Source organism: Stappia sp. MMSF_3263 (assembly GCF_030733745.1).
Classification (GTDB): Bacteria; Pseudomonadota; Alphaproteobacteria; order Rhizobiales; family Stappiaceae; genus Stappia.
The window spans coordinates 1-22,740 of record NZ_JASHIK010000029.1 but is presented as its reverse complement, the minus strand read 5'-3'; the positions used below and the strand labels follow the sequence as shown (position 1 = coordinate 22,740).

Genomic DNA, 22,740 nt, shown 5'->3' with positions numbered 1-22,740 from the left:
GGCGATGAAACAATCCCGACCGCCGCGCCCGGCGGTCACGGCATCAGTGGCGTCCGCCCTCGAGATAGGCCGCCTTGACCTCCTCGCGCGACAAGAGCTCCTTGCCCGTCCCCGACATCGTGATCACGCCATTGACCATGACGTAGCCGCGATGGGCGAGCTTCAGCGCATGATACGCATTCTGCTCGACGAGGAAGACGGTCAGCCCCTCGGTACGGTTGAGCTCCGCGATCGCATCGAAGATCTGCTTGACGATCAGCGGCGCCAGGCCCAGCGACGGCTCGTCGAGAAGCAGGAGGCGCGGGCGGCCCATCAGCGCGCGGGCGATGGCCAGCATCTGCTGCTCGCCACCCGACAGCGTTCCCCCGCGCTGCTCCCGCCGCTCCTTGAGCCTGGGAAACAGGGTGAAGACCTTCTCGAGGTCGCCGGAAAAATGCTTCGGGTCTACGACCGCCGCCCCCATCTGCAGGTTTTCCAGCACCGACATGCGCGGGAAGATGCGCCGCCCTTCCGGAGACTGGGCGATGTCCATGCGCATGATCTCGTGCGTTGGCATCCGGGTGATGTCGATGCCCTTGTAGACGACCGTGCCGGTGTGCGCCTGCGGGGTGCCGCAGATCGTCATCATCAGGGTCGACTTGCCGGCGCCGTTGGCGCCGATCAGGGTCACGATCTCGCCCTCGTGGACGTCAAGGTCGACGCCGCGCAGGGCGACGATCTTGCCGTAATAGGTCTCGACCCCGCGAACCTGGAGAAGGAGTTGATTCTCGCTCACAGGCCCACCTCTTCTTCAACCTGGTCGACCTCGTCATCGGCAACGCCGAGATAGGCCGCAATCACCTTCGGATCGTTCTTCACCTCGTCCGGCGTGCCGTCGGAGATCTTCTCGCCGTAGTCGAGAACGATCACGTGATCGGAGATCTCCATGACCACCGACATGTCGTGCTCGATCAGGAGCACCGAGGTCGCGTGCTCGTCGCGAATGAAGTGCAGGAGCGTGTTGAGCTCCGCGCTTTCCCGGGGATTGAGGCCTGCCGCCGGCTCGTCGAGGCAAAGCAGTTCCGGCGATGTGCACATCGCCCGGGCGATCTCCAGTCGCCGCTGCGCGCCATAGGGCAGGTCGGCGGCGGGATCGTCCGCCCGGTCGAGCAGCGAGGTGCGGTCGAGCCAGTAACGCGCCCGGTCGACCGCCTCCGCCTCCGCCTTGCGGAACCCGCCGATGCCCAAGAGACCGCCGACGGTGAAGTTGGAGGCGACCATCAGCGGATTGTGCTGGGCCACCATCAGGTTTTCCAGCAAGGTCATGCCACCGAACAGGCGGATGTTCTGGAAGGTGCGCGCCACGCCGGCGCGCGCCGAGATCTTGAAGTCCGGCATGCGCTCGAGCAGGAAATGCTCGCCCGCCTTGCGCATCATCACGATCCGCCCCTCGGTCGGCTTGTAGAAGCCGGTGGCGCAGTTGAAGACAGTCGTCTTGCCAGCGCCGTTGGGGCCGATCAGGGCGGTGATGTCGCCGCGCCCGACGTTGAACGAAAGATCGTTCACCGCCACCAGACCGCCGAAGCGCATTGTCACGCGTTCGATGCGAAGAACTGCGTCGTCGTTCCAGTGGGTCATCCGTGGCCCTCCTGGACCATATCGGCGGAAATGCCCTTGGCCTTGCGCCTGTCGAGCGCGATGGAGGGCACACGGGTCGAGATCAGACCGCGCGGCTTCCACACCATGATCACCACCATCAGCAGGCCGAAGACCAGCATGCGGTACTCCTCGAACTGTCGGAAGAACTCGAAGCCGCCGATCATCACCACGGCGGCGATGACGACGCCGACCTGTGAGCCCAGGCCTCCGAGCACCACGATCGCCAGGATCACGGCAGACTCGATGAAGGTGAAGCTCTCCGGCGAGATGAAGCCCTGGCGCGTCGCGAAGAACGACCCGGCAAACCCGCCGAACATGGCGCCGATCGCAAAAGCGGTCAGCTTGGTATGCGTGGTGTTGATGCCAAGCGAGCGGCAGGCGATCTCGTCCTCGCGCAGCGCTTCCCAGGCCCGCCCGACCGGCAGCTTGCGCAGCCGCATCGTCACGATGTTGGTGATCAGCGCCAGGATCAGGATCAGGTAGTAGAGGAAGACAATGCGGTGAATGGAGCTGTAGTCGAGCCCGAAGAAGTCCGCGAACCCGCCTTCGCCCCGCTCGAACTCCAGCCCGAAGAAGCTCGGGCGCGGGATGCCCGACAGCCCGTCCGGACCGCCGGTGAACTCGTACCAGTTGAGCAGCACCACACGGATGATCTCGCCGAAGGCGAGCGTCACGATGGCAAGATAGTCACCCCTCAGCCGCAGGACCGGGAAACCCAGGATGATGCCCCAGAAGGCCGAAAGGATGCCGGCCAGCGGCAGGCAGATCCAGAAGGAGAAGCCGAAATTCTGGGCCAGCAGCGCATAGGAATAGGCGCCGACGGCGTAGAAGGCCACATAGCCGAGGTCGAGCAGGCCGGCGAGGCCCACCACGATGTTCAGGCCCCAGCCGAGCATGACATAGGTCGTCACCAGGATCGCCAGATCGAGATACTGGCGCGACCCGCGAGTGCCGAGGAAATACATCAGGAGGAAGGGCAGCACGACCGCCAGCACGAAGAGCAGCGGCGTGACCAGATGCGACACTTTCGAGAAGGACGACTGTGTCGGCATGAGGCTGCCAAGCAGCCCGGTCACCGGCTTTTCGCTCTTCCAGACGAAGAGGTTGAGCAGAAGCCGGCCGACGAAGACCACGGCAACCGCCATGGCGACAGCGCCCCAGCGATACTCGATGGCCAGCCCGCCGACATCGACCTCGGTCTTCATGCCGATCATCATGGCGAACAGGCCGAATGCGACCAGCGCGCCCACCGCGGCATCCTTCACGGAGCCTGCAAGCAAATCCTGTTTTTGTGCGGCCATGATCTCAGACCTTCTCCACTTCGGGTTTGCCGAGCAGACCTTCGGGCATGAAGATCAGCACGATGGCAAGGATCGAGAAGGCTGCCACGTCCTTGTATTCGAGCGAGAAATAGCCTGACCAGAAGGTCTCGATCAGACCGATCAGCAGTCCGCCAAGCATGGCACCCGGAAGCGAGCCGATGCCGCCGAGAACGGCTGCCGTGAAGGCCTTCACGCCGGCCAGGAAGCCGATGTAGAAGTCGATCACGCCGTAGTAGAGCAGGAACATCAGGCCTGCGACGGCGGCGAGCGCCGCGCCCATCACGAAGGTCAGCGAGATCGTCCGGTCGACATTGACGCCGAGCAGCGAGGCCATCTTGCGGTCCTGCTCGCAGGCGCGCTGGGCGCGGCCGAGCGAGGTCTTGTTGATCAGCATCGTGAAGCCGACCATCAGCGCCAGCGTCGTGACGATGATCAGGATCTGCATGTAGCTGATCTGGACGACGAACGAACCTTCCGGTGTCACCGTCTCCCAGAGCTTGAAATTGCCGGAGATCAGCGGCTGCAGGGGCTTGTTGCGCGCGCCTTGCGAGATCTGGACGAAGTTCTGCAGCGCGATCGAGGCGCCGATCGCCGTGATCAGCGGCGCCAGCCGGAACGAGCCGCGCAGCGGCCGGTAGGCGATCCGCTCCACTGTCCAGCCCCAGACCGCCGTCAGCGCCATGGCGATGACCAGCACCAGCACAAGCGCGAGAATGAGCAGCAGAAGCGGCGTTGCCGCCGTTATGCCGAGTGCGATGACGACAATCAACGCGATGAAGGCTCCGACCATGAAGATGTCTCCATGGGCGAAGTTGATCATGCCGATGATCCCGTAGACCATCGTGTAACCAATGGCGATGAGGCCGTAGATCGACCCCAGCGTTACGCCATTGATCAACTGTTGGATGAAGTAGTCCATCTGCCCTGTGGTCCCCCTGAAGGACTGGCGGCTTGTGCCGTTCTCAGTCCGTCGCGCGGCGCGGTTTGCGGCCGGCGCGTGATAGCATGTACTTACCAAGCCGCCATTGACGGCACAATTCCCCTCGAAAAGCCACGACTAGAAAAAAACATCTTTCCCCGTGGCGCCGGAACGCGAACGAATTCTCCCGGGCAGCGTCCTCCGATCAAACCCCGCGCACAATGGCAAGGCACACGCCGGCTCGTTCGGGCTGGCGCGCGGGACCGCAGGAATGGTCATGTCCGGGATAGCTGGCGATGGCGCGTTTCCTCCCGCTTCCGCCAATTCACGTTGGGGAAAAAAGTCACATTGAAACGACAGTTTCAATTGAAAGATACCGACAAACTTGTTAGCAAATCTAACGATGCAACGTACCAGTCTTCCTCCGCTCAATGCTTTGCGCGCCCTTGCGGCACTGGCACAGACCGGGCGCGTCGGATTGGCGGCCGACGAACTCGGCGTAACGCATGCCGCCGTCAGTCATCATCTGCGTAACCTGGAGGACTGGTTCGGCATGGCTTTGGTGCGCCGCGTCGGCCGGCGAATCGAGCTGACGCCGGAGGCCGAGCGTATCGCCGGCGCCATGCAGTCCGCCCTCACCCGCATCGGCGAGGTCTGCAACGACGTGGCCGAGACCGCGCGCCGGCCGGAACTTTCCATCGCCTGCGTGCCCTCCTTCGGCACCCGCTACCTGATCCCGCGCCTCGTCGACTTCGCCGAGGTCGCCCCGACCCTGCGCCTGCGTCTGCTCTACGCGCTGCACGGCACGCCGCAGGATGCCGACATCTCCATCGACTGGTTCGACACGCCGCCGGAGACCGGCCGCTATGCCGTCCGCCTGCGGCTGCTGTCGGGGCATACGCGGCCTGTCTGCAGCCCCGCGCATCTGGCCGCCCACGGTCCGTTCGACGCCCCCGGCCAGGTCGCGGCCGCACGGCTTCTGCACGACGAGACGCGCAAGGACTGGCGCGACTGGCTGGCCGGCAACGGGCTCTCGGCGGAGCTTGCCGGCAACGGCCCCGTCTTCAACGACTTCAACCTGCTGGTCAGCGCGGTGGTCGCAGGCCACGGCGTGGCCTTGTGCGTCGAGACGATGATCGAGGCGGAACTGCAACGCGGCGACCTGATCCCACTGACCGACACGGCCGGCAACCGGGATCGCGGCTATTGGCTGACGGCGACCCATCAGCCCGGGCCGGCCGCGCAGAGCTTCATCGACTGGATCTGCGACCGCATGCCGGGCACGGGAACCGCCGGTCCGCAGCGCTCCGACAGCGCCGTGCCCGAACTGCAACGGTCGGGAAACCTATTTGAAACCGGACCCGGTTAGCATTACGGCTATGACGGGTGTTCGAGCCGGGGCTCCCGGCGGCAGCGGACCCGAAAGGACGAGATGACCAACAGCCCCGCGTCCGATACGGGCGGCATCGCAGCGCGGCAGCGTCATGCGCGCGCGGTCGACCGCAACGACTTCCGCGAGGCGATGAGCCGCCTCGGCGCGGCGGTTCATATCGCCACGACCGACGGAACGGCCGGGCGCGGCGGCACCACGGTTTCCGCCGTTACGTCCGTTTCCGACGCACCGCCCACCGTGCTCGTCTGCGTCAACCGCCAGGCCCGCATCAACGCCGTGATCAAGGCGAACGGCGCCTTCGCCATCAACACGCTTCCCGCCCATGCCGAGCCGCTGTCGGACGCCTTTGCCGGCAAGGGCGACCTCACTTTCGACGAGCGTTTCGCGCTGGCCGAGTGGACACGGCTCGCCACCGGCGCGCCGATCCTCTCCGGTGCGCGCGTCGCGCTCGACTGCCGCGTCACGGAGGTCTCCGAGATCGGCACACACTCGGTGATTTTCGGGGAGATCGTCGGGATTCGCCTCGGCGAGCGCGGACCGGCGCTGATCTATCTCGACCGCACCTATCACCGCATCTGACCGATCCTGTCCGGTCCGGCCTTGGGCCGGCCGAAGCCCTCCGGGAGGCATTCCTTGCGCAACCTCATCAGCGACGTGCCGGGCCTTGCGGTCGGACATGCCAGCGATGCGCGCCTGAAGTCGGGCGTCACGGTGCTCCTGCCTGACGAGCCGCTGCGGGCCTCCGTGTCGATTCTCGGCGGGGCGCCCGGCACCCGCGACACGACGCTGCTGGAGCCGGAATTCACCGCCGACAAGGTCGACGCGCTCGTGCTCTCCGGCGGCTCCGCCTTCGGCCTCGACGCGGCCTCCGGCGCGCAAATGGCGCTCGCCGCAATGGGCCGGGGCTTTGCCATAGGTCCCGTACGGGTGCCGCTCGTGCCGGCCGCAATCCTCTTCGACCTGCTCAATGGCGGCGACAAGGATTGGGGCGACACGAACCCCTATGGCGCGCTCGGACGGGCGGCGCTGGAGGCGGCCTCCCCGGATTTCACGCTCGGCAGCGTCGGGGCCGGAACCGGCGCCACGACCGCCGGCCTCAAGGGCGGGCTCGGCTCGGCCTCGGCGCGGCTCTCGAACGGCGCCACCATCGGCGCGCTCGTCGCCGTCAACGCACTCGGCTCGGCGACCATGGGCGACACTCCGCATTTCTGGGCCGCCCCGTTCGAGCGCGAAGCGGAGTTCGGCGGGCTCGGGCTGCCGCGAGATACAGCAGGCGCCGATGCGGTCCGCACCAAGTTCAACGCGACAAGGGAAGGCGCGAACACCACGATCGGCATCGTCGCGACCGATCTCGACCTCGACAAGGCGGCACTGAAGCGGCTCGCTATCATGGCCCATGACGGCTATGCCCGCGCGCTGTGGCCTTCCCATACCGCGCTCGACGGCGACCTCGTCTTCGCCGCCTCCACGGGGCGCGTCGCCATCGGCGATCCCTACGCGGACGCGATCGAGGCCGGCGCGCTCGCCGCCTCCGTCATGGCCCGTGCGATCGCCCGGGCCGTGTTCCTCGCCGAGGTCCGGCCGGGCGACACGCTGCCGACCTGGCAGGCCCGCTTTGGCGACGGGGACTGACGCCTACTCCGCCGCCTCCAGCACCGGAACGCCGCCGCCCTCGCCATCAAGCCGGGCGAGAAGCGCGGCGCGCTTGTCCATCGCCTTGGCGTGGTTCGCCTCCTTCACCGGACCGAAGCCGCGCACCGTGTCGGGAATGCGGGCGATCTCGACGAGCAGCCCGTAACCGGCCTGGCCGACAAGGCCGGCGATCCGTTCCAGATCGGCGAGATAGGTCTCGACCAGCTGCCGCTCCATGCGCCGCTCCGCCGTCCGCCCGAACGGATCGAAAGCGCTGCCGCGCAGGCCCTTGAAGCGGGCGAGCAGGCGGAAGGCGGTGAAGATCCACGGCCCGAAGGCGATCTTGCGAGGCCGGCCGGTCTTGGGGTCGAGGCCGCGTGAGACCAGCGGTGGGGCAAGCATCACCTTGAGCCTTGCCGGGTCCTTGAACTGGCTCTCCAGCCGGGCGCGGAAGCCCGGCTCGCTGTAGAGCCGCGCCACCTCGTATTCGTCCTTGTAGGCCATCACCTTGCAGGCCATGTCGGCGGCAACACGCGTCAGCCGCAAGGTGCCGTTGCCGTTCGCCTCGTCGGCCTTGCGAAGGCGTGCAATCGCCTCGCGGAAGCGCTGCGCATAGGCCGCGTCCTGATAGGCGGCAAGCTCGTTGCTGAGAAACTCGATGCGCGTGTCGATATCCATGTCCTCGGCACGCTCGGCATCGCGCGTGTCGGGCAAGGCGGAGAGGATCTTGCCCGGATCGGCGGCCAGAACCCGGCCGGCACGGAAGGCGGCGAGATTGTTCGTCACCGCCGCCCCGTTGAGACGGATCGCCGCTTCAAGGGCGGCGCTCGTCAGCGGCAGGCGGCCGGCCTGAAGCGCCATGCCGACCAGCATCATGTTGGCATAGATGGCATCGCCGAACAGCGCCTCGGCGATGCTCGCGACGTCATGGCCGATGAAGGTCGGACAGGCGGATTTCAGCGTCTGCTGCATCCGCGCCTCGTCGAAGGAGAGCGTCTGCTTCATGACGAACTCGGCCGTCGGGGCGACCCGCGCATTGGCAAATCCCGCCGTGCGCTCGCGGTCGATGAGCGCCAGTTGCTCGGCATTGGTGGCGACCACCATGTCGGAGGCGAGCAGCACGTCGAGGCTGGCGGTCGGGATGCGCGGCCCCTCGATCGCCCGCTCCAGGGTGGAGAAGCGCAGATGCGAGGTGACCGGTCCGCCCTTCTGGGCAAGGCCCGTCATGTCGAGCGTCGAGGCCTGCTTGCCGTCGACATGTGCGGCCATGGCGAGCACCGCGGCCGTCGTCGTCACGCCGGCGCCGCCAATGCCGGCGATCAGCAGGTTGAGCGTCGTCTCCAGACCGGCGACCTCCGCCTCGGGGAGATCGACCGCCAGCGCATCGACGTCGATATGACCGGTGTCGGCGCGGCGCAGTTCCGACCCTTCCACATAGACGAAGGAGGGACAGAAGCCCTTCACGCAGGAGAAATCCTTGTTGCAGGACGACTGGTTGATCCGCCGCTTCTCGCCGAAGGCGGTGGGCAGCGGCTCGACAGAGATGCAGTTCGACTGTACCGAACAGTCGCCGCAGCCCTCGCAGACGCGCTCGTTGATGAACAGCCGCATGTCCGGATCGGCGAGGCCGCCGCGCTTGCGCCGGCGGCGCTTTTCCGCCGCGCAGGTCTGGTCGTAGACGAGCACGGTGACCCCCTTCAGCGCCTGCAGCTCCTTCTGCACGTCCATCAGCGCGTCGCGGTGGAAGACATCGGTGCCCGGCGCCAGGTCATGCCGGCCGAGATAGGCGTCGGGCTCCTCGCTGACGACGACGATGCGCTCGACGCCCTCCGCCTCCAGCTGGCGGGTGAGTTGCGGCACGGTCAGCGTCCCGTCGACCGGCTGGCCGCCGGTCATCGCCACCGCGTCGTTGTAGAGGATCTTGTAGGTGATCGACACTTTCGAGGCGACCGACTGGCGGATCGCCAGGATGCCGGAATGGAAATAGGTGCCATCGCCCACATTGGCGAAGACATGGGTGTCGTTGGAAAATTCCGACTGGCCGACCCAAAGGACGCCCTCGCCGCCCATGGCGATCTGCCCGTCGGTGGTGCGGCCAGGGATCTCGGTCATCGCATGGCAGCCAATGCCGGGCATGGAGCGCGCGCCCTCGGGCACGACGGTCGAGGTCGAATGCGGGCAGCCGGAGCAGAAATAGGGCACCCGGGCGGCGCGTTCGGCGTGCCCCTGCGACCACATCACCTGCCGGTTCATGCGTTCGGCGACGGCGCGCATCCCGGCCGTGACGAAGTCGGCCGGAAGAAAGGCGAGCAGCGCGGGAATGATCTCGGCGACCGCCAGCTCCAGCACGTCGGACAGGAACGGCCCGCCCTCCGGCGTCTTCTTTCCCCAGATCGCCGGACGGGCCCGCTCCGGCCAGTCATAGGCGATTTCCTTGATCTGCGGCTCGAGGAAGGCGCGCTTGTGCTCCACGACCAGAAGCCGCTCGAGACCGCGCGCGAAATTCGAAAGGCCGACCGGCTCCAGCGGCCAGGGCATGGCGACCTTGTAGATGGCAAGGCCGATGTCGCGGGCCCGCTCCTCGGTGAGGCCGATCAGCTCGAACGCCTGGCACAGGTCGCGATAGGCCTTGCCGGTGGCGACGATGCCGATGCGCGGCCGGCTGGCCCCGAAGGCGACGCGGTCGAGCCCGTTGGCCCGCACATAGGCGCGCGCCGCCGGAATGCGGATGTCGCGCAGCAGCCGCTCGGTCTCCAGCCGGTTGCCAAGCAGCAGCACCCGGTTGAGATCGTCATGCCGACGCGGATCACGATCGTCGGGATGGACGAAGGAGAGGCGGCGCGGATCGACAGAGATCGTCGCCGAGGCATCCATCGTGTCGGCAAGGCAGATCAGGCCCGACCAGAGACCGGAAAAGCGCGACATGGCGAGCCCGTGCAGGCCGTAGTCGAGCACTTCCTGGATGTCGGACGGGTTGAGCACCGGCATCTCGACATGCTCGAAGAAGAACTCCGACTGGGCCGGCAGGATCGAGGACTTGGCCAGATGGTCATCACCGGCCAGCGCCAGCACGCCGCCCTTCGCCGCCGTGCCGCTGGCATTGGCCTGGCGCAGCACGTCGCCGGCCCGGTCGACGCCCGGCGCCTTGCCGTACCAGATGCCGAAGACGCCGTCGTAATCGCTGCCCTTGCCGTGATGGCCGACCTTCTGCGTGCCCCAGACAGCGGTGGCGCCAAGCTCCTCGTTGACGCCGGGCTTGAAGACGATGCTGGCGGGCGAAAGGTGCCGCTTGGCGCGCACCAGTTCGGTGTCGTAGCCGGCGAGCGGCGAACCACGATAGCCGGAGACGAACCCGCCGGTGCGCAGCCCGGCTTCCGCGTCGAGCCGCGCCTGGTCGAGGGTCAGGCGGACCAGCGCCTGGATACCGGTGAGATAAACGCGGCCGCGGGTGGCCACATACTTGTCGTCGAGCGAAATGGTTCTGGTGATGGCGTTCATGCGACGGCCTCCTCATCCGTCTTCGAGCATGCGCGTGCGAGGGGACCTTGCGGTCGCGCGCCCCACACGCCTTTCCTGCCACCCAATATGGTCCTTCATCAGGTTGATTTCTGTGCTATCGTGCCCGCCTATCCTCACAAATGAGAATGAAAATTCCCAGATCACGGCCTATGAGCGAAAAAACACTTCTCGACCCATCCGACATTCGTGTGTTGCAGATTCTCCAGCGCGACGCCTCCCTCTCCATCGCCGAAATCGCCCGCGAGGCCGGCATGAGCCAGACGCCTTGCTGGCGGCGGATCAAGAAGATGAAGGAGGCCGGCGTCATCCGCCAGATCGTCGCCGTCGTCGACCGGGAGGCCGTCGGTCTCGGCTTCGTCGCCTATGCCTTCGTCAAGCTTGCCGTGCCGAGTCGCGACAACATGGAAACCTTCGACAGGCTGATCAACCGCTGGCCGGAAGTGGTGATCTGCGAGCGCATCACCGGCGCCGTCGACTACCTCATCAAGGTCGTGGCGAGCGACATCAAGGCCTATGACGACTTCCTGCGGCTGAAGCTGCTCGACAATGCGCTAGTCTCCGACGTCCAGTCGCGCATCGTCGTCAGCAACGTCAAGCAGACCGTGGCCTTGCCGCTCCGGGAAAGCTGAGCACGCGTCAGCGCTCCAGCGTGGCGACCCGGAGCCCGAGCAGGATCAGGACCCCGCCGAAGATCCGGTTGACGAGCCCCTGCCCGTTCTCGATGACCCGACGCACGAGCGGCGCGTCGAGGGTTGCAACGAAGAACACCCAGAACAGCGCGCTGATCGAGATCGTGGTCGCCACCAGCAGAAGAACCCCGCCGGCCGATGTCTGCGGCGTGATCACCACCGTGAACAGGCCGAGATAGAACAGCGTCCCCTTCGGGTTGAGGATGTTGTTGAGAAAACCCTGCACCACATGGGCCCGGCGTGCCCGCGCCATGCCGCCGTTGTTCCCGGCCTCGAGCGAAACGCCCCTGCCCGCGCCGCGCAGGCTCATGATCCCGAGATAGACCAGATATGCGGCGCCCGCGTATTTCAAGATCGAAAAGGCGAGGATACTCTGCGAGATCAGCCAGCCGATGCCGACCGCGCAATAGGCGATGTGAACGAGATTCCCGGCCAGCACACCGAGCGAGGTGGCAAGCCCGGCGCGTTTTCCGTCCAGGATCGTGTTGCGCATGACAATGATCATGTCCGGCCCGGGGCTGATCATGATCAGCACCGTCAGACCGGCAATGACAACCACCTGATCGAAAAGCATGACGGACCTCCTGCGAACGGCCACGGACAGGCACTCGTACGATCAGGAGACCATCCGCCCTCATTGCAGGCAAGCCTGCTTTTTAGGCAAGGCACAGGCCGCTGACCAGACTTTCGTCGCCCTGATATTTCCGCCAGAGTACCCTACAGAGTCGCACGCCCCACCCCGGCGCAACCGGAGACAGCCCATGCAAGAGACCTCCACACGGCTTGAGGGAGCCTGCCGTTGCGGCAGGACCGCCATCGAGATTGCCGCTCCCCCGTTCATGACCGCTGCCTGCCACTGCCGCGGCTGCCAGAAGATGAGCTCCAGCGCCTATTCGCTGACCGCAATGGTTCCCGCCGCCGCCTTTCGCGTAACCCGGGGCGAGCCGGTGAAGGGTGGCCTGAAAGGTCCCGATCTCGACCACTTCTTCTGTCCCGACTGCATGACCTGGATGTTCACGCGCATCACCCAGATGCCCGACATCGTCAATGTCCGGCCGACCATGTTCGACAACCCGAAGTGGTGCCACCCCTTCATCGAGACGATGACGGCGGAAAAGCTCGACTGGGTAGAACTCCCCGTCGCCCGCAGCTACGAGGGCTTTCCGCCGCCGGAAGATTTCGGCCCGCTCATGCAGGACTTCGCCGCGCAATCTTGAGCGCGGCGACGCACACGGGTCCCCGGCCTCCTCTCCAGAGGCCCGCCGGTCGGCGGCGATCCTTGCGACGAACCCTTCCGCCAAACCCCGTCCAGAATGAACCCGGAGGTCCAGGACCGATGAGATTCGCACCTGCCGAACATCGCCACCGCGCCGGGCCGACACGACACTCGGCAGGTGTGCCTTTTGCAGTCGCTGCGATACAGCGCTGGAGCGCCCTCGCCCTGGCGTGCCTGGTGGTGATCCTGTCCTTCCCCCAGAACGCGACGGCCCAGTCCGCATCCAGGGAATCCATTCGCACCGCCAGTGTCGGCGTATATGTCAGCCGGCCGTTCGTGACCGCACAGGCCGCACGCTATGACGGCATGGCGATCGAGCTCTGGGAGACGGTCGCAAAAAAACTGGAACTGACGACACGTTATGTCAGCTATCCGACAATCCGCGAGCTTCTCGTCGCCACGCGCAACGGGGATGTGGACGCGGCGGTCACCAATCTGACCATTACCCGCGACCGCGCCGAGGTCATTGCCTACACCCAGCCCTGGTACGATGCCGGCCTGCGCATCATGGTTCCGGACGAGGGGGACTCTGATTTCTGGAGCATAATCGATGGATTGCGAAATGCCGGACATTTGCGTGCCTATGCCTGGCTGGCCTTCGTCATCGTTCTTTCCACGATTGCCCTGACATTCTTCGACCGCAGCTTCGACAAGGATTTCCCGCGAAAATGGCGCGAAGGGATCGCGGAAAGTTTCTACCAGGTCATGTCGGTGGCGACCTCCGGCAGGGCATCGAGGAAGAACCTGTTTGGCTGGAAAGGTCGCATCTGGTCGGCAATATGGATGGTGTGCGGTGTCGCCGTCGTCGCCTACCTCACGTCTTCGGTGACGAGCGTCATGACGGCCATTTCCATCGAGCAGGGGATCGACTCGCTTGCGGACCTGCCGGGCAAGACCGCCGGCGTCTTCACGGGCAGCACCGCCGAGGACTATCTGAGTGAACTCGGCATCGCCGCGCGATCCTATCCGGATATAGACGCGGCGATCGCCGCGCTCGGGCAGGGCAGCATCGATGCCATCGTCGCCGACGCCCCGATCCTCGAGTATCACGCCCATATGCATCCCGAACACGAGGTCACGGTCGTCGGAAATCTCTTCCATCCCGACAAGTACGGTTTTGCGTTTCCCCATGACAGCGATCTGACGCGCGACGTAACCCTGCAGATCCTCGACCTGCAGGAAAGCGGCGAACTGGAGCAGATCCGCCTGAAATATTTCGGAAACGCGCTCTGACGGGCATCGGCGGCGGATCGCGGCGCCCAGCGTTCACTGCAGCAGGAAGCGTGCCGGCGCATAGGGCAACGGATCGGCAAGCGGCAGGGCATCCGTCATCAGGTCGGCGAGCAGCCGGCCCATGGCAGGCGCGAGCGCGAAGCCGTCGCGCTCATGACCGATGGACAGCCACAGCCCCGGGCGTCCGGGGACCGGCCCGACAATCGGCAGCAGGTCGGGCACGAAGGCGCGCAGGCCCGCCACCGGTGCCTCTTCCACAGCCGCCCCGAGCGGCAGCAGCGTGCGTGCGAGCGTCGTCGCCCGGTTGAGCGCGGAGAGGCGCGGCGCCAGGTCTCCCGTTGCCCGCGCCGGAGAGAGAAGCTCGGCCCCGCCGATGAGGCGCAGGCCACGCTCCATCGGGGTCAGCGTGAACCCGGCATCGACATCGGTGACCGGCCGCGACAGTGCGACACCGGAGACCGCCCGGAAATGTCGGTGGTAGCTGCGACAGGCCGCCACCGGCAGGCTTTGGCCCAGACGATCCAGCAGCGGCATGGCGCCCGCACCCAGCGCCACCACCACCTGCGTCGCCTCGACCTCGCCGCGCGCCGTCCTCAGCCCGTAGCCCTGGCGTATCTCGACAAGGGTTGCCGCATCGCCGGTTCCGGTCTCGCCGCCACGTTCGCGAAACAGCCGCGCGTAGGCCTTGGTCACTCCTCCCGGCGATGACACCGACTGGCTTTCGGGCCACGACATGGCGGCATGATCGAGCGCTCGCAGATGCGGCTCCAGGCGGACGATGTCCTGTGCCGCCAGATCGGCATAGGGCACGCCGAGAACACGGGCGAAATGGCGCTCGATCTCCGCCGCCTCCAGCGCCTCGCGCGAGCGCTGGATCTTGATCCAGCCCGTGCGCCTGAAGAACCGCAAGGCGCTGGCGGCGCGCGCCAGCGCCAGGTGCTCTCCCACCGCGGCGCCCTGCAGCGGCGCCAGCGCCCGGGCGCTGCGGGCCATGGCGACGGGCTGGGCCGCAGCGCGGGAGGCGGCCAGGAACGGCAGCAGGGCGGGAACGGAACGCGGCTCCACGCGCGGGCGCTTCAACGGACTCAGCGCGTGCATGGCGAGCCCGAGCACGGATGACGGCAGAAGCACCGGCGAGAAGCCGTCACGGCCAAGAAGACCCGTGTTGCCGCGCGAGGTGTCCTCGCCCGGCGAGCGCCGGTCGACAAGAAGCACGCGCAGGCCCCGCCCCTGCAGATGCAGGGCAGCGCTCACGCCGGTGATTCCGGCTCCAAGGACAAGGACATCGACTCTTCGCATCAGGACCTATCGACACCGTTCACAATCACCTTGCAAGTAGAAGACGCACTCCGCGATACTCTCCCTCCCTATTTGTTCCCGCCTCACGTTCCCCCCAAGCTCTGGATACCGCCATGCGGGCCCTCTCATTGCCGCTCGACCTGCTTGCCTGGCTCGGCCGCCAGGGAACCCGCGCCGTCGCCATCAGCGCCCTTCTGGGCCTCGTCCTGCCGCAGCTCTCGGCCCTGTTCCGGCCGCTGGTGGAAGAGGCGATCTTCGTGCTTCTGGTGCTCGCCTTCCTTCGGGTCGACCCGGTCGCCGTCGTCGCCCACATGCGCCGCCCGCGCCTTGTGGCGCTTGCGCTTTCGTGGATGCTGATCGCCGTTCCCGTCATGGTCGGGCTCGCCCTGCACGCGACCGGCCTGATCGCGCTTCACCCCGATATCGCGCTGGCCGCCTTCATCGCAACGGCCGCCCCGCCGATCATGGCGGCACCGGCCTTCATCGCCCTGATCGGGCTCGACGGCGCCCTGTCTCTGGCGCTTGTGGGCGGCGGCATGCTGCTGACACCGCTGGCCGCGCCGCTGATCGGCGCCTTCCTGATCGGCGAGGTGTTGCCCATCGACGCGGTCGCCCTCGGCATCCGCCTGACGGCGCTGCTTGCCGCCTCGGCCGGCCTCGCGACGCTGATTCGGCGCCTTGCCGGCTCCGCCCGCGTGAGCGCCGCCAAGGAGCATGTCGACGGGTTGAACGTGCTGATCCTGTTCGTCTTCGCCGTCGCCGTGATGGACGGGGTCGCCGCCCGCTTCCTCGAAACCCCGCTGTTCACGCTCGGCATCGCCGCACTCACCTTCCTCGTCGCCCTCACCCAGATGGGGGTGACCCTCCTGGTTTTCGCCAGGACCCGCCGCGACCACGCCTTCGTGCTCGCCCACGCCGCCGGCAATCGCAACATGGGCCTGCTGGTGGCGGCACTCGGCGGCACGCTCCCCGATCTTGCCTGGCTCTATTTCGGTCTCGGCCAGTTGCCGATCTACCTGCTCCCCTGGCTGCTGAAACCGGTGGCGACAAGGCTTGCGGCAAACCAGGCAAGCCGTGATGCCGGTCACGCCGACGCCGGCAAGAGCGGCTAGACTGCGCGAAAGACCCGCAACGGAGTGACAGCGATGGCACCTTCGATCCCGCGCGCCGCAAAGCGGATGCTGGCCGCCTGCATGCTGGCGACCCTGCTTGCCCCGCAGGCGGCTCTCGCCGGCGATTACGCCCGTACCGAGATCCTCGGGTTTTCGGGCGATGGCGCGCATTTCGCCTTCGAGGAATACGGCATCCAGGACGGTTCCGGCTTCCCCTGGTCCAATCTCTATGTGATCGACGTCGCCCGCGACAACTGGGTCGCGGGCAGCCCCTTCCGCCGTCTCGACGAGGTCGACGACAGCCAGCCTCTGGATTTCGAGGCGGAACTGGCACGCACCCGCGCCGCCAACCACGAGGCGGCCCGCGCCGCGATCGAGACGGTGGCGATCTCCGGGGCAGGCACCACCGTTGCCCACAATCCTCCGACCGAACGCGGCGCCGACCCGCACCTGATGATTGCCGGCACCCGTGCGGCGGCGCCGGCCATCGGGCCGACGGTCGAACTGCGGCTGACGGAGACGCCGGTACAGCGCCCGGCGAACTGCCCGGAGGGGTTCGGCACGATGCAGGGCTTCCGCCTGACCCTGACCCATGACGGCGAGACCCGGGTGCTCAACGACGACACCCGCCTGCCCGACAGCCGAGGCTGCGCCCTGCGTTACCGGATCGACCGGCTGGTGATGCACTATCCGCAGGAGATGGGGCGTCCCGTGTTCGCCGTTCTCGTGCTGGTCGAGCGGGTCGGTTTCGAGGGACCCGACGGCCGCTACATCGCCATCACCGGTCGTCTTTGACGCGAGCCGGCCCTTGTTGCGGCCGAGAACCTTGTGAGGCGGCACCGGCTATGATAGCCGCATGCCAACCTTTCCCTTCGGAGCCGCCGCCATGTCCCGTCCCCTCGTCATCGCCCCGTCGATGCTCGCATCCGATTTCTCCGCGTTCGGACAGGAGGTCCGCGACGTCGTAGAGGCCGGCGCCGACTGGATCCATCTCGACGTGATGGACGGCCATTTCGTGCCAAACATCAGCTTCGGTCCGGATGTCATCGCGGCGATGCGCCGGCACACCGACAAGATCTTCGACACGCATTTGATGATCGCGCCGTGCGACGCCTATCTGGAGGCTTTCGCCAAGGCCGGTTCCGACATCATCACCGTGCATGCCGAGGCAGGTCCCCATCTCGACCGTTCGCTGCAGGCAATCCGCGCGCTCGGCAAGAAGGCCGGCGTCTCGCTCAACCCCGGCACGCCGGAAAGCGTGATCGAATACGTGCTCGACCGGCTCGACCTCGTTCTGGTGATGAGCGTCAATCCCGGCTTCGGCGGTCAGTCCTTCATCCACGCGATGGTCGACAAGGTCGCCCGCATCAAGGCGATGATCGGTGAACGGCCGATCGACATCGAGGTGGATGGCGGCGTCACGGCGGAAACCGCGCCGCTGGTGGCAAAGGCAGGCGCCAATGCGCTGGTCGCCGGCTCCGCCGTCTTCAAGGGCAAGGGCGTTGAGGGCTACCGCGCCAACATCGACGCGATCCGCAGCGCGGCCGCGGCTGCCGCCGCCGCTTGACCCCGCCCCGGCCCGGTCCCACTCTTGATACACCAGTCTCAAGGCCGGCTCCGGGCTTCCGAAGCCGCCGACAGCCGCGAGGACAGACCCGCCCGTGCGTTCACTTGCTTTCGCGATAGCCTGGGCACTCGTCATCGCCGGCCTTGCCGCGCTCCTCGCCCATTGGCGCGGCGAGGCGCTGAGCGGCCGCTCCGCCGCCGTCGTCGCGGTCTTTGCCGCAGGCTCCTTCCTCGGCGCGTGGTGCGCCTGGGGAGCGGCGAGCCTCGTCACGCTGCGCCGCCGAAAGGCGCGCGGTCCGGCGCGCTTCGCCGCGATGGTGCTGTTCCTGTCGCTTGGCACCGCCGCCTTCGCGGCCCTTTTCTTCTTCCTGCAGTTGCGGGCCTATTACTCGGAATGGCACACGCAGAAAATCTCATACCGGATGCTCTGGGAGCAGGTCTTCACCGCCGCCACCACCACCTACATCTTCGGTGTCATGGGCGCGCGCGCGCTGCTTCCCTTCGCCCTCGTGCCGCTGCTCGCCTTCTCCTTGTACTTCGCCCGCATTGAGCCGCGCCGCCGCGTCTGCTAAGGACCGGCGCATCCTAAGCACTCCGCCCTTGAAGGAACCCGCATGATTCCGCGCTATTCGCGGCCCGAGATGGTCGCCATCTGGTCTCCCGAGACGAAGTTCCGCATCTGGTTCGAGATCGAGGCGCATGCCTGCGACGCGCTGGCCGAGATCGGCGTGATCCCGAAGGAAGCCGCGAAGACGATCTGGGAAAAGGGCGGGGCCGCCACGTTCGACGTCGAGCGCATCGACGAGATCGAGCGCGAGACCAAGCACGACGTCATCGCCTTCCTGACCCATCTGGCCGAGATCGTCGGTCCCGACGCCCGCTTCGTCCACCAGGGCATGACCTCTTCCGACGTGCTCGACACCTGCTTCAACGTGCAGCTGACGCGCGCCGCCGACCTGCTCATTGCCGATATCGACGCGCTGCTCGCCGCATTGAAGCGCCGTGCCATGGAGCACAAGGACACGGTCTGCATCGGTCGCTCGCACGGCATCCATGCCGAACCCGTCACCTTCGGCCTGAAGATGGCCGAGGCCTATGCCGAGTTCGACCGCTGCCGCACGCGGCTCGTCGCCGCCCGCGCGGAAATCGCCACCTGCGCCATTTCCGGCGCCGTCGGCACCTTCGCCAATATCGACCCGCGCATCGAGGAACATGTGGCCAGGGCCATGGACCTTGCCGTCGAGCCGGTCTCCACCCAGGTGATCCCGCGCGACCGCCACGCCATGTTCTTCGCAACGCTTGGCGTCGTCGCCTCGTCGATCGAGCGCGTGGCGACCGAGATCCGTCACCTGCAGCGCACCGAGGTGCTGGAGGCGGAGGAGTATTTCTCGCCGGGCCAGAAGGGCTCAAGCGCCATGCCGCACAAGCGCAACCCTGTGCTGACCGAGAACCTGACGGGCCTTGCCCGCATGGTCCGTGGCTATGCGCTGCCGGCGATGGAGAACGTGGCACTCTGGCACGAGCGCGACATCTCGCATTCCTCGGTCGAGCGGATGATCGGCCCGGACGCGACGGTGACGCTCGACTTCGCCCTCGCCCGCCTGACGAATGTCGTCGACAAGCTCCTGGTCTATCCCGAGCGGATGCTTGCCAACATGAACCGGCTCGGCGGCCTCGTGCATTCGCAGCGCATCCTGCTGGCGCTGACCCAGGCCGGCACCTCGCGCGAGGACGCCTACCGGCTGGTCCAGCGCAACGCCATGAAGGTCTGGGACAGCTACCAGAAGGACGGCAGCGCCGATGTCGACTTCCTCGAGGAACTGCTGAAGGACAAGGACGTGCGCGCCGCCCTCTCGGAAGAGGAAATCCGCTCGCGCTTCGACCTCGGCTACCACACCAAGGCGGTCGACACGATCTTCGCCCGGGTGTTCGGCAAGGCTTGAGGGCAATGCGAATCGCCGTTGTTGCCGACATTCACGGGAATGCCGAAGCGCTCGAGGCGGTGATCGCCGATCTCGGGCGCACCGCCCCGGACAAGGTCGTCAATCTCGGCGATTGCCTGTCCGGGCCGCTCTGGCCGGAGCGCACGGCGAAAATCCTGCGCGAGCTTGGCTGGCCGACGGTGCGCGGCAACCACGACCGCGTCGTCGCCGCCGGCAACGTGCCGGCCGCAAACCGGACGGACAGCTTTACCGAGAACGACCTCTCCGCCGAGAGCCTTGACTGGCTCAAGTCTCTGCCGGCGACGCAGGAGCCTGGCGGCGGCATCCTGCTGTGCCACGGCACGCCGTACCGCGACGATCTCTACCTTGCGGAAGAGGTCGACGGCGAGACGACCCGCATGGCAGCGCAGGAGACGATCACTGAGCGGCTCGGTGACACGCCGGCACGGCTCGTGTGTTGCGGCCACACCCATATCCCGCGCCTCGTGCGCCTGCCGCAATGCGGCCGGACCGTCCTCAACCCGGGAAGCGTCGGCCTGCCGGGCTACAGCGACGACACGCCGACGCCACACAAGGTCGAGACTGGCAGTCCGCACGCCCGCTATGCGATCATCGACGGCGAGGCTGGCGCCTGGAGCTTCGAGATGCGAACGGTCGCCTATGACTGGGAGCGTGCCGCCCGCGAGGCGGAACGCAACGGCCGTCCGGACTGGGCGCAGCCGCTCAAGACCGGCTTCTACGGTCCGCTTTCCTGAGACCCACCGTCCGCCGACATCCCTCAAGACAAGGAGCGGAGACCCGTGAAGATTTCCGAGACCGATATCCTGCTTCTGCCCGGCTATGGCGAGACGCCGGCCGGCCACTGGATGCACCGCTGGTGCGAGAAGATGCCGACCGCGCGCATCGTCGCCCAGCGCAACTGGTTCCAGCCCGTGCTGAAGGAATGGATCGAGACGCTGAAGGGCGCCGTCGACGAGGCCGAACGCCCGGTGGTGCTGGTCGGACACTCGCTCGGCTCGATCACCGCGGTGCATGCCGCGCATGGCCACGGCCTCGACACGGACAAGATCAAGGCCGCCTTCCTCGTCGCCCCGACGGATCTTGGCCGCAAGGAGCCGAGACCCGTCTTCGACGCCGGCCCCTTCCAGGCGGTTCCGAAGGGTCCCCTGCCCTTCTTCGCCCGCATCGTCGCCAGCCGCACCGACCCCTATTGCGCCTTCGAGGTGGCCGAGCAGATGGCGAAGGACTGGGGCGCCCATTTCCAGGATGCGGGCGACGCCGGCCATATCAACATGGAAAGCGGCCACGGCCCCTGGCCGGAAGGGTTGATGTCCTTCGCCTATCTGATGAAGGACCTTTAAGCGGTCGTCACCGGTGAAGGGCGGTCGCGGCGCATCTAGCGCCGCGTGCCGCGGAAGCCGAACTGCCCTTTGTCGCCGCACAGGATGATGCGGTTCTCCTGGTGGAACGGCCTCAGCGCCTTCATGGTCGCGCCCCACCTTTCCGGGCCGAAGACAAAGACAGAGACACTCGGCACCCAGAACCACGGCAACCCGAATTCCATATTCGCGGCGGTCACACCCGGCTTGTCGGGATGGGCGAAATAAGCGGTGAAGCCACGGTCATTGTCGTAGGGCTCGACCCGCGAAATGACCAGGCCTTGCGTGTTGATGGCGGGATCCGCCATCCAGCACTCGAGCGAGTCCCGATACCGGCGAACCATCGCCGCCCTTTGCGGCTCGGGAAGAACGTTCGAGTTTTTATGGAAGAGGATGTGCGCTCCTCCGATCGACTCGACGAACTCGTCGGCGCCCTGCTTGCTGCAGGAAGCTGCAAAGAGGCAAAGCGAAAACACAACAACAAGCCTGAACATATCGATGCCCTGAAAAGTCCTTGAGTATCCCTGCCGCAAGACATCCGGGGTTCTCCGATGCCGCTTGGCAGATGCGTCCGCCGTTGATATGGACGTTTTGTGGAAATGCAAGTTTGAGGCGAGTTCGACGTGAGCAAAGCTCATCCGAGCGGCAGATCTTTCCCACGCAACGGCGGCATCATCCGATGACCGTGTGCACCATCACTTTTTTGGAAAAGACATTTCGATGAAGACAGACAAGACCTTTCTGCGCGTCGCGCTTCTCCTTTCGATTCCGCTGATCCTCGCCGGCTGCGGCCCGAGCAAGGAAGTGCTGCAGCAGGAGCAGGAACTCTTCGCCCGGGCCTGGGACAAGAAAAGTACCTGCGGCAACACCGAGAACGACGCGCCCGCGGCGCGTGCCATCGTGGAGAAGGACCGGTTGCGCGGGCTGACGCGCTACACGGTGGGAGACGCGCCCGAAGTGATGTCCGACCGAACGCATGTCTCCTACATGCCGGGCCACGGCACGCAGATCTCCTACACCTCCGCCGACGGCCGCTCCTGGCTCTGGTATCCGGGCAACCCCCGCATCCTGCAGGGGCGCTGGAAGCTGGACGACAGCAAGGACTATCTGCAGGTCTGCTACAACTACGGCCCCGGCACCCGCAATCCGATGATGAAGGACGCCCCCTCCGGCTTCCAGTGCGGCAACTTCGTCAACCAGCAAGTCTTCGCCCTCGACACCAAGCGCGGTGACGTCTTTGGCCTTGCAACTGCCAAAGTCCTCAAGCCGCTGCCGCGCGATGCAGCCAAACCCTATTCGCCGGGCTGCGCGCCGGCCCGCAAGCCCTTGCTGAAAAGCGGCAATCCGCCGATCGAGAACCTGCAGAAGGACCTGAAGGGGTCCCTCGCCCCGGCGGGGTAGACGGCCGGATCACACGAGGTACCACGGCAAGGCCATGCTCCCGGTCGTCGCCACACCCTCAGGCTGTCACCCCCGGCTTGACCGGGGGGCCCATTCGTTTCCAGAGCGGAGGCGGCGGGACAACGGAGGCCGCATGCCGGCATGGCCCATTGGCGTCAGGGGGCTTTCACGCCTGCCGCAAGCGCCGCCGAGCTATCGTACCTGCCGCAAGCGACGGGAGGCATCGCACCTGCCGGGGTTGCCAATGGATCCCTGCTCTCCGCTTCGCTCCGGCTGGGATGACACGGAGTGAGAGGCAAGGGCCGGTGCGCCTCATTGCCGCCGGGGCCGCCAACGGTCCCAGCTCTCCGGCTCCCGGTCGTCGCCACACCCTCAGGCTGTCACCCCCGGCTTGACCGGGGGCCCATTCGTTTCCAGAG

The 22,740-nt window shown here is 66.4% G+C and carries 22 protein-coding genes; 14 read left to right on the top strand and 8 right to left on the bottom strand.

Translation table 11 applies throughout. The features are described 5' to 3' along the window. Nucleotides 1-43: 43 nt before the first annotated feature. The 4 genes from RBB46_RS21440 to RBB46_RS21425 are packed head-to-tail and all read right to left on the bottom strand — an operon-like array spanning nucleotide 44 to nucleotide 3,879. Nucleotides 44-775 carry an ABC transporter ATP-binding protein gene (locus tag RBB46_RS21440; RefSeq protein WP_306031094.1) on the bottom strand — a complete coding sequence of 244 codons (732 nt, stop codon included), beginning with the start codon at nucleotides 773-775 and terminating at the stop codon, nucleotides 44-46. Next, nucleotides 772-1,617 (bottom strand): ABC transporter ATP-binding protein, encoded by an 846-nt coding sequence (locus RBB46_RS21435; protein WP_306031093.1) that lies wholly within the window; start codon nucleotides 1,615-1,617, stop codon nucleotides 772-774. Before RBB46_RS21435 ends, RBB46_RS21440 begins: the two co-directional genes overlap by 4 nt. Beyond that, nucleotides 1,614-2,939 (bottom strand): high-affinity branched-chain amino acid ABC transporter permease LivM, encoded by a 1,326-nt coding sequence (gene livM, locus RBB46_RS21430; protein ID WP_306031092.1) that lies wholly within the window; start codon nucleotides 2,937-2,939, stop codon nucleotides 1,614-1,616. The genes RBB46_RS21435 and livM overlap by 4 nt, the downstream gene beginning before the upstream one ends. A 4-nt stretch (nucleotides 2,940-2,943) precedes the next feature. Further along, complete coding sequence (locus RBB46_RS21425) at nucleotides 2,944-3,879, bottom strand: branched-chain amino acid ABC transporter permease LivH (RefSeq protein WP_306031091.1); 936 nt, start codon at nucleotides 3,877-3,879, stop codon at nucleotides 2,944-2,946. Between the two features lie 403 nt (nucleotides 3,880-4,282). On the opposite strand from RBB46_RS21425, the gene RBB46_RS21420 reads away from it, so the two are divergent. The 3 genes from RBB46_RS21420 (at nucleotide 4,283) to RBB46_RS21410 (ending at nucleotide 6,904) form a co-directional block, all read left to right on the top strand. Continuing rightward, nucleotides 4,283-5,248 carry a LysR substrate-binding domain-containing protein gene (locus tag RBB46_RS21420; RefSeq protein ID WP_306031090.1) on the top strand — a complete coding sequence of 322 codons (966 nt, stop codon included), beginning with the start codon at nucleotides 4,283-4,285 and terminating at the stop codon, nucleotides 5,246-5,248. A gap of 63 nt (nucleotides 5,249-5,311) precedes the next feature. Beyond that, entirely contained in the window at nucleotides 5,312-5,851 is a 540-nt protein-coding gene (locus tag RBB46_RS21415) for a flavin reductase family protein (RefSeq protein ID WP_306031089.1), read from the top strand. A gap of 54 nt (nucleotides 5,852-5,905) precedes the next feature. Further along, a complete protein-coding gene (locus tag RBB46_RS21410) occupies nucleotides 5,906-6,904 on the top strand; it encodes a P1 family peptidase (RefSeq protein ID WP_306031088.1) in 999 nt (332 codons plus the stop codon). Nucleotides 6,905-6,907: 3 nt separating this feature from the next. Here the strand turns inward: RBB46_RS21410 and RBB46_RS21405 are convergent, their stop codons facing one another. Next, entirely contained in the window at nucleotides 6,908-10,402 is a 3,495-nt protein-coding gene (locus RBB46_RS21405; protein ID WP_306031087.1) for an indolepyruvate ferredoxin oxidoreductase family protein, read from the bottom strand. A 170-nt stretch (nucleotides 10,403-10,572) separates the two neighbouring features. On the opposite strand from RBB46_RS21405, the gene RBB46_RS21400 reads away from it, so the two are divergent. After that, nucleotides 10,573-11,052, top strand: coding sequence for an Lrp/AsnC family transcriptional regulator (locus tag RBB46_RS21400; RefSeq protein ID WP_306031086.1), 480 nt, complete (start codon nucleotides 10,573-10,575; stop codon nucleotides 11,050-11,052). Between the two features lie 7 nt (nucleotides 11,053-11,059). Here the strand turns inward: RBB46_RS21400 and RBB46_RS21395 are convergent, their stop codons facing one another. Further along, complete coding sequence (locus tag RBB46_RS21395) at nucleotides 11,060-11,686, bottom strand: LysE family translocator (protein WP_306031085.1); 627 nt, start codon at nucleotides 11,684-11,686, stop codon at nucleotides 11,060-11,062. A gap of 187 nt (nucleotides 11,687-11,873) precedes the next feature. On the opposite strand from RBB46_RS21395, the gene RBB46_RS21390 reads away from it, so the two are divergent. Continuing rightward, the gene (locus RBB46_RS21390; protein ID WP_306031084.1) at nucleotides 11,874-12,329 is read left to right on the top strand and encodes a GFA family protein; all 456 of its coding nucleotides are present in this window, start codon (nucleotides 11,874-11,876) and stop codon (nucleotides 12,327-12,329) included. Nucleotides 12,330-12,448: 119 nt separating this feature from the next. Further along, complete coding sequence (locus tag RBB46_RS21385; RefSeq protein WP_306031083.1) at nucleotides 12,449-13,621, top strand: transporter substrate-binding domain-containing protein; 1,173 nt, start codon at nucleotides 12,449-12,451, stop codon at nucleotides 13,619-13,621. Nucleotides 13,622-13,654: 33 nt separating this feature from the next. Here the strand turns inward: RBB46_RS21385 and RBB46_RS21380 are convergent, their stop codons facing one another. Continuing rightward, nucleotides 13,655-14,920, bottom strand: coding sequence for an FAD-binding oxidoreductase (locus tag RBB46_RS21380; RefSeq protein ID WP_306031082.1), 1,266 nt, complete (start codon nucleotides 14,918-14,920; stop codon nucleotides 13,655-13,657). A 113-nt stretch (nucleotides 14,921-15,033) separates the two neighbouring features. On the opposite strand from RBB46_RS21380, the gene RBB46_RS21375 reads away from it, so the two are divergent. From RBB46_RS21375 to RBB46_RS21345, 7 genes are all read left to right on the top strand, one after another. Beyond that, nucleotides 15,034-16,032, top strand: a complete 999-nt coding sequence (locus RBB46_RS21375) for a sodium:proton symporter (RefSeq protein WP_306031081.1) — start codon at nucleotides 15,034-15,036, stop codon at nucleotides 16,030-16,032. Between the two features lie 33 nt (nucleotides 16,033-16,065). After that, nucleotides 16,066-16,827, top strand: a complete 762-nt coding sequence (locus RBB46_RS21370) for a DUF2259 domain-containing protein (protein WP_306031080.1) — start codon at nucleotides 16,066-16,068, stop codon at nucleotides 16,825-16,827. A gap of 91 nt (nucleotides 16,828-16,918) precedes the next feature. Then, nucleotides 16,919-17,599: a ribulose-phosphate 3-epimerase gene (gene rpe / locus RBB46_RS21365; RefSeq protein WP_306031079.1), complete on the top strand. Its 681-nt coding sequence runs from the start codon at nucleotides 16,919-16,921 to the stop codon at nucleotides 17,597-17,599. Nucleotides 17,600-17,693: 94 nt separating this feature from the next. Further along, nucleotides 17,694-18,170, top strand: coding sequence for a hypothetical protein (locus RBB46_RS21360; protein ID WP_306031078.1), 477 nt, complete (start codon nucleotides 17,694-17,696; stop codon nucleotides 18,168-18,170). Between the two features lie 42 nt (nucleotides 18,171-18,212). Continuing rightward, nucleotides 18,213-19,541 carry an adenylosuccinate lyase gene (gene purB / locus RBB46_RS21355; RefSeq protein WP_306031077.1) on the top strand — a complete coding sequence of 443 codons (1,329 nt, stop codon included), beginning with the start codon at nucleotides 18,213-18,215 and terminating at the stop codon, nucleotides 19,539-19,541. Between the two features lie 5 nt (nucleotides 19,542-19,546). Next, a complete protein-coding gene (locus RBB46_RS21350) occupies nucleotides 19,547-20,296 on the top strand; it encodes a metallophosphoesterase (RefSeq protein WP_306031076.1) in 750 nt (249 codons plus the stop codon). Nucleotides 20,297-20,341: 45 nt separating this feature from the next. Then, nucleotides 20,342-20,902 carry an alpha/beta hydrolase gene (locus tag RBB46_RS21345; RefSeq protein WP_306031075.1) on the top strand — a complete coding sequence of 187 codons (561 nt, stop codon included), beginning with the start codon at nucleotides 20,342-20,344 and terminating at the stop codon, nucleotides 20,900-20,902. Between the two features lie 35 nt (nucleotides 20,903-20,937). On the opposite strand, the gene RBB46_RS21340 is transcribed toward RBB46_RS21345, so the two are convergent. After that, complete coding sequence (locus RBB46_RS21340) at nucleotides 20,938-21,558, bottom strand: hypothetical protein (protein ID WP_306031074.1); 621 nt, start codon at nucleotides 21,556-21,558, stop codon at nucleotides 20,938-20,940. Between the two features lie 82 nt (nucleotides 21,559-21,640). On the opposite strand from RBB46_RS21340, the gene RBB46_RS21335 reads away from it, so the two are divergent. Then, entirely contained in the window at nucleotides 21,641-22,321 is a 681-nt protein-coding gene (locus tag RBB46_RS21335) for a hypothetical protein (RefSeq protein WP_306031073.1), read from the top strand. Nucleotides 22,322-22,740 lie beyond the last annotated feature (419 nt).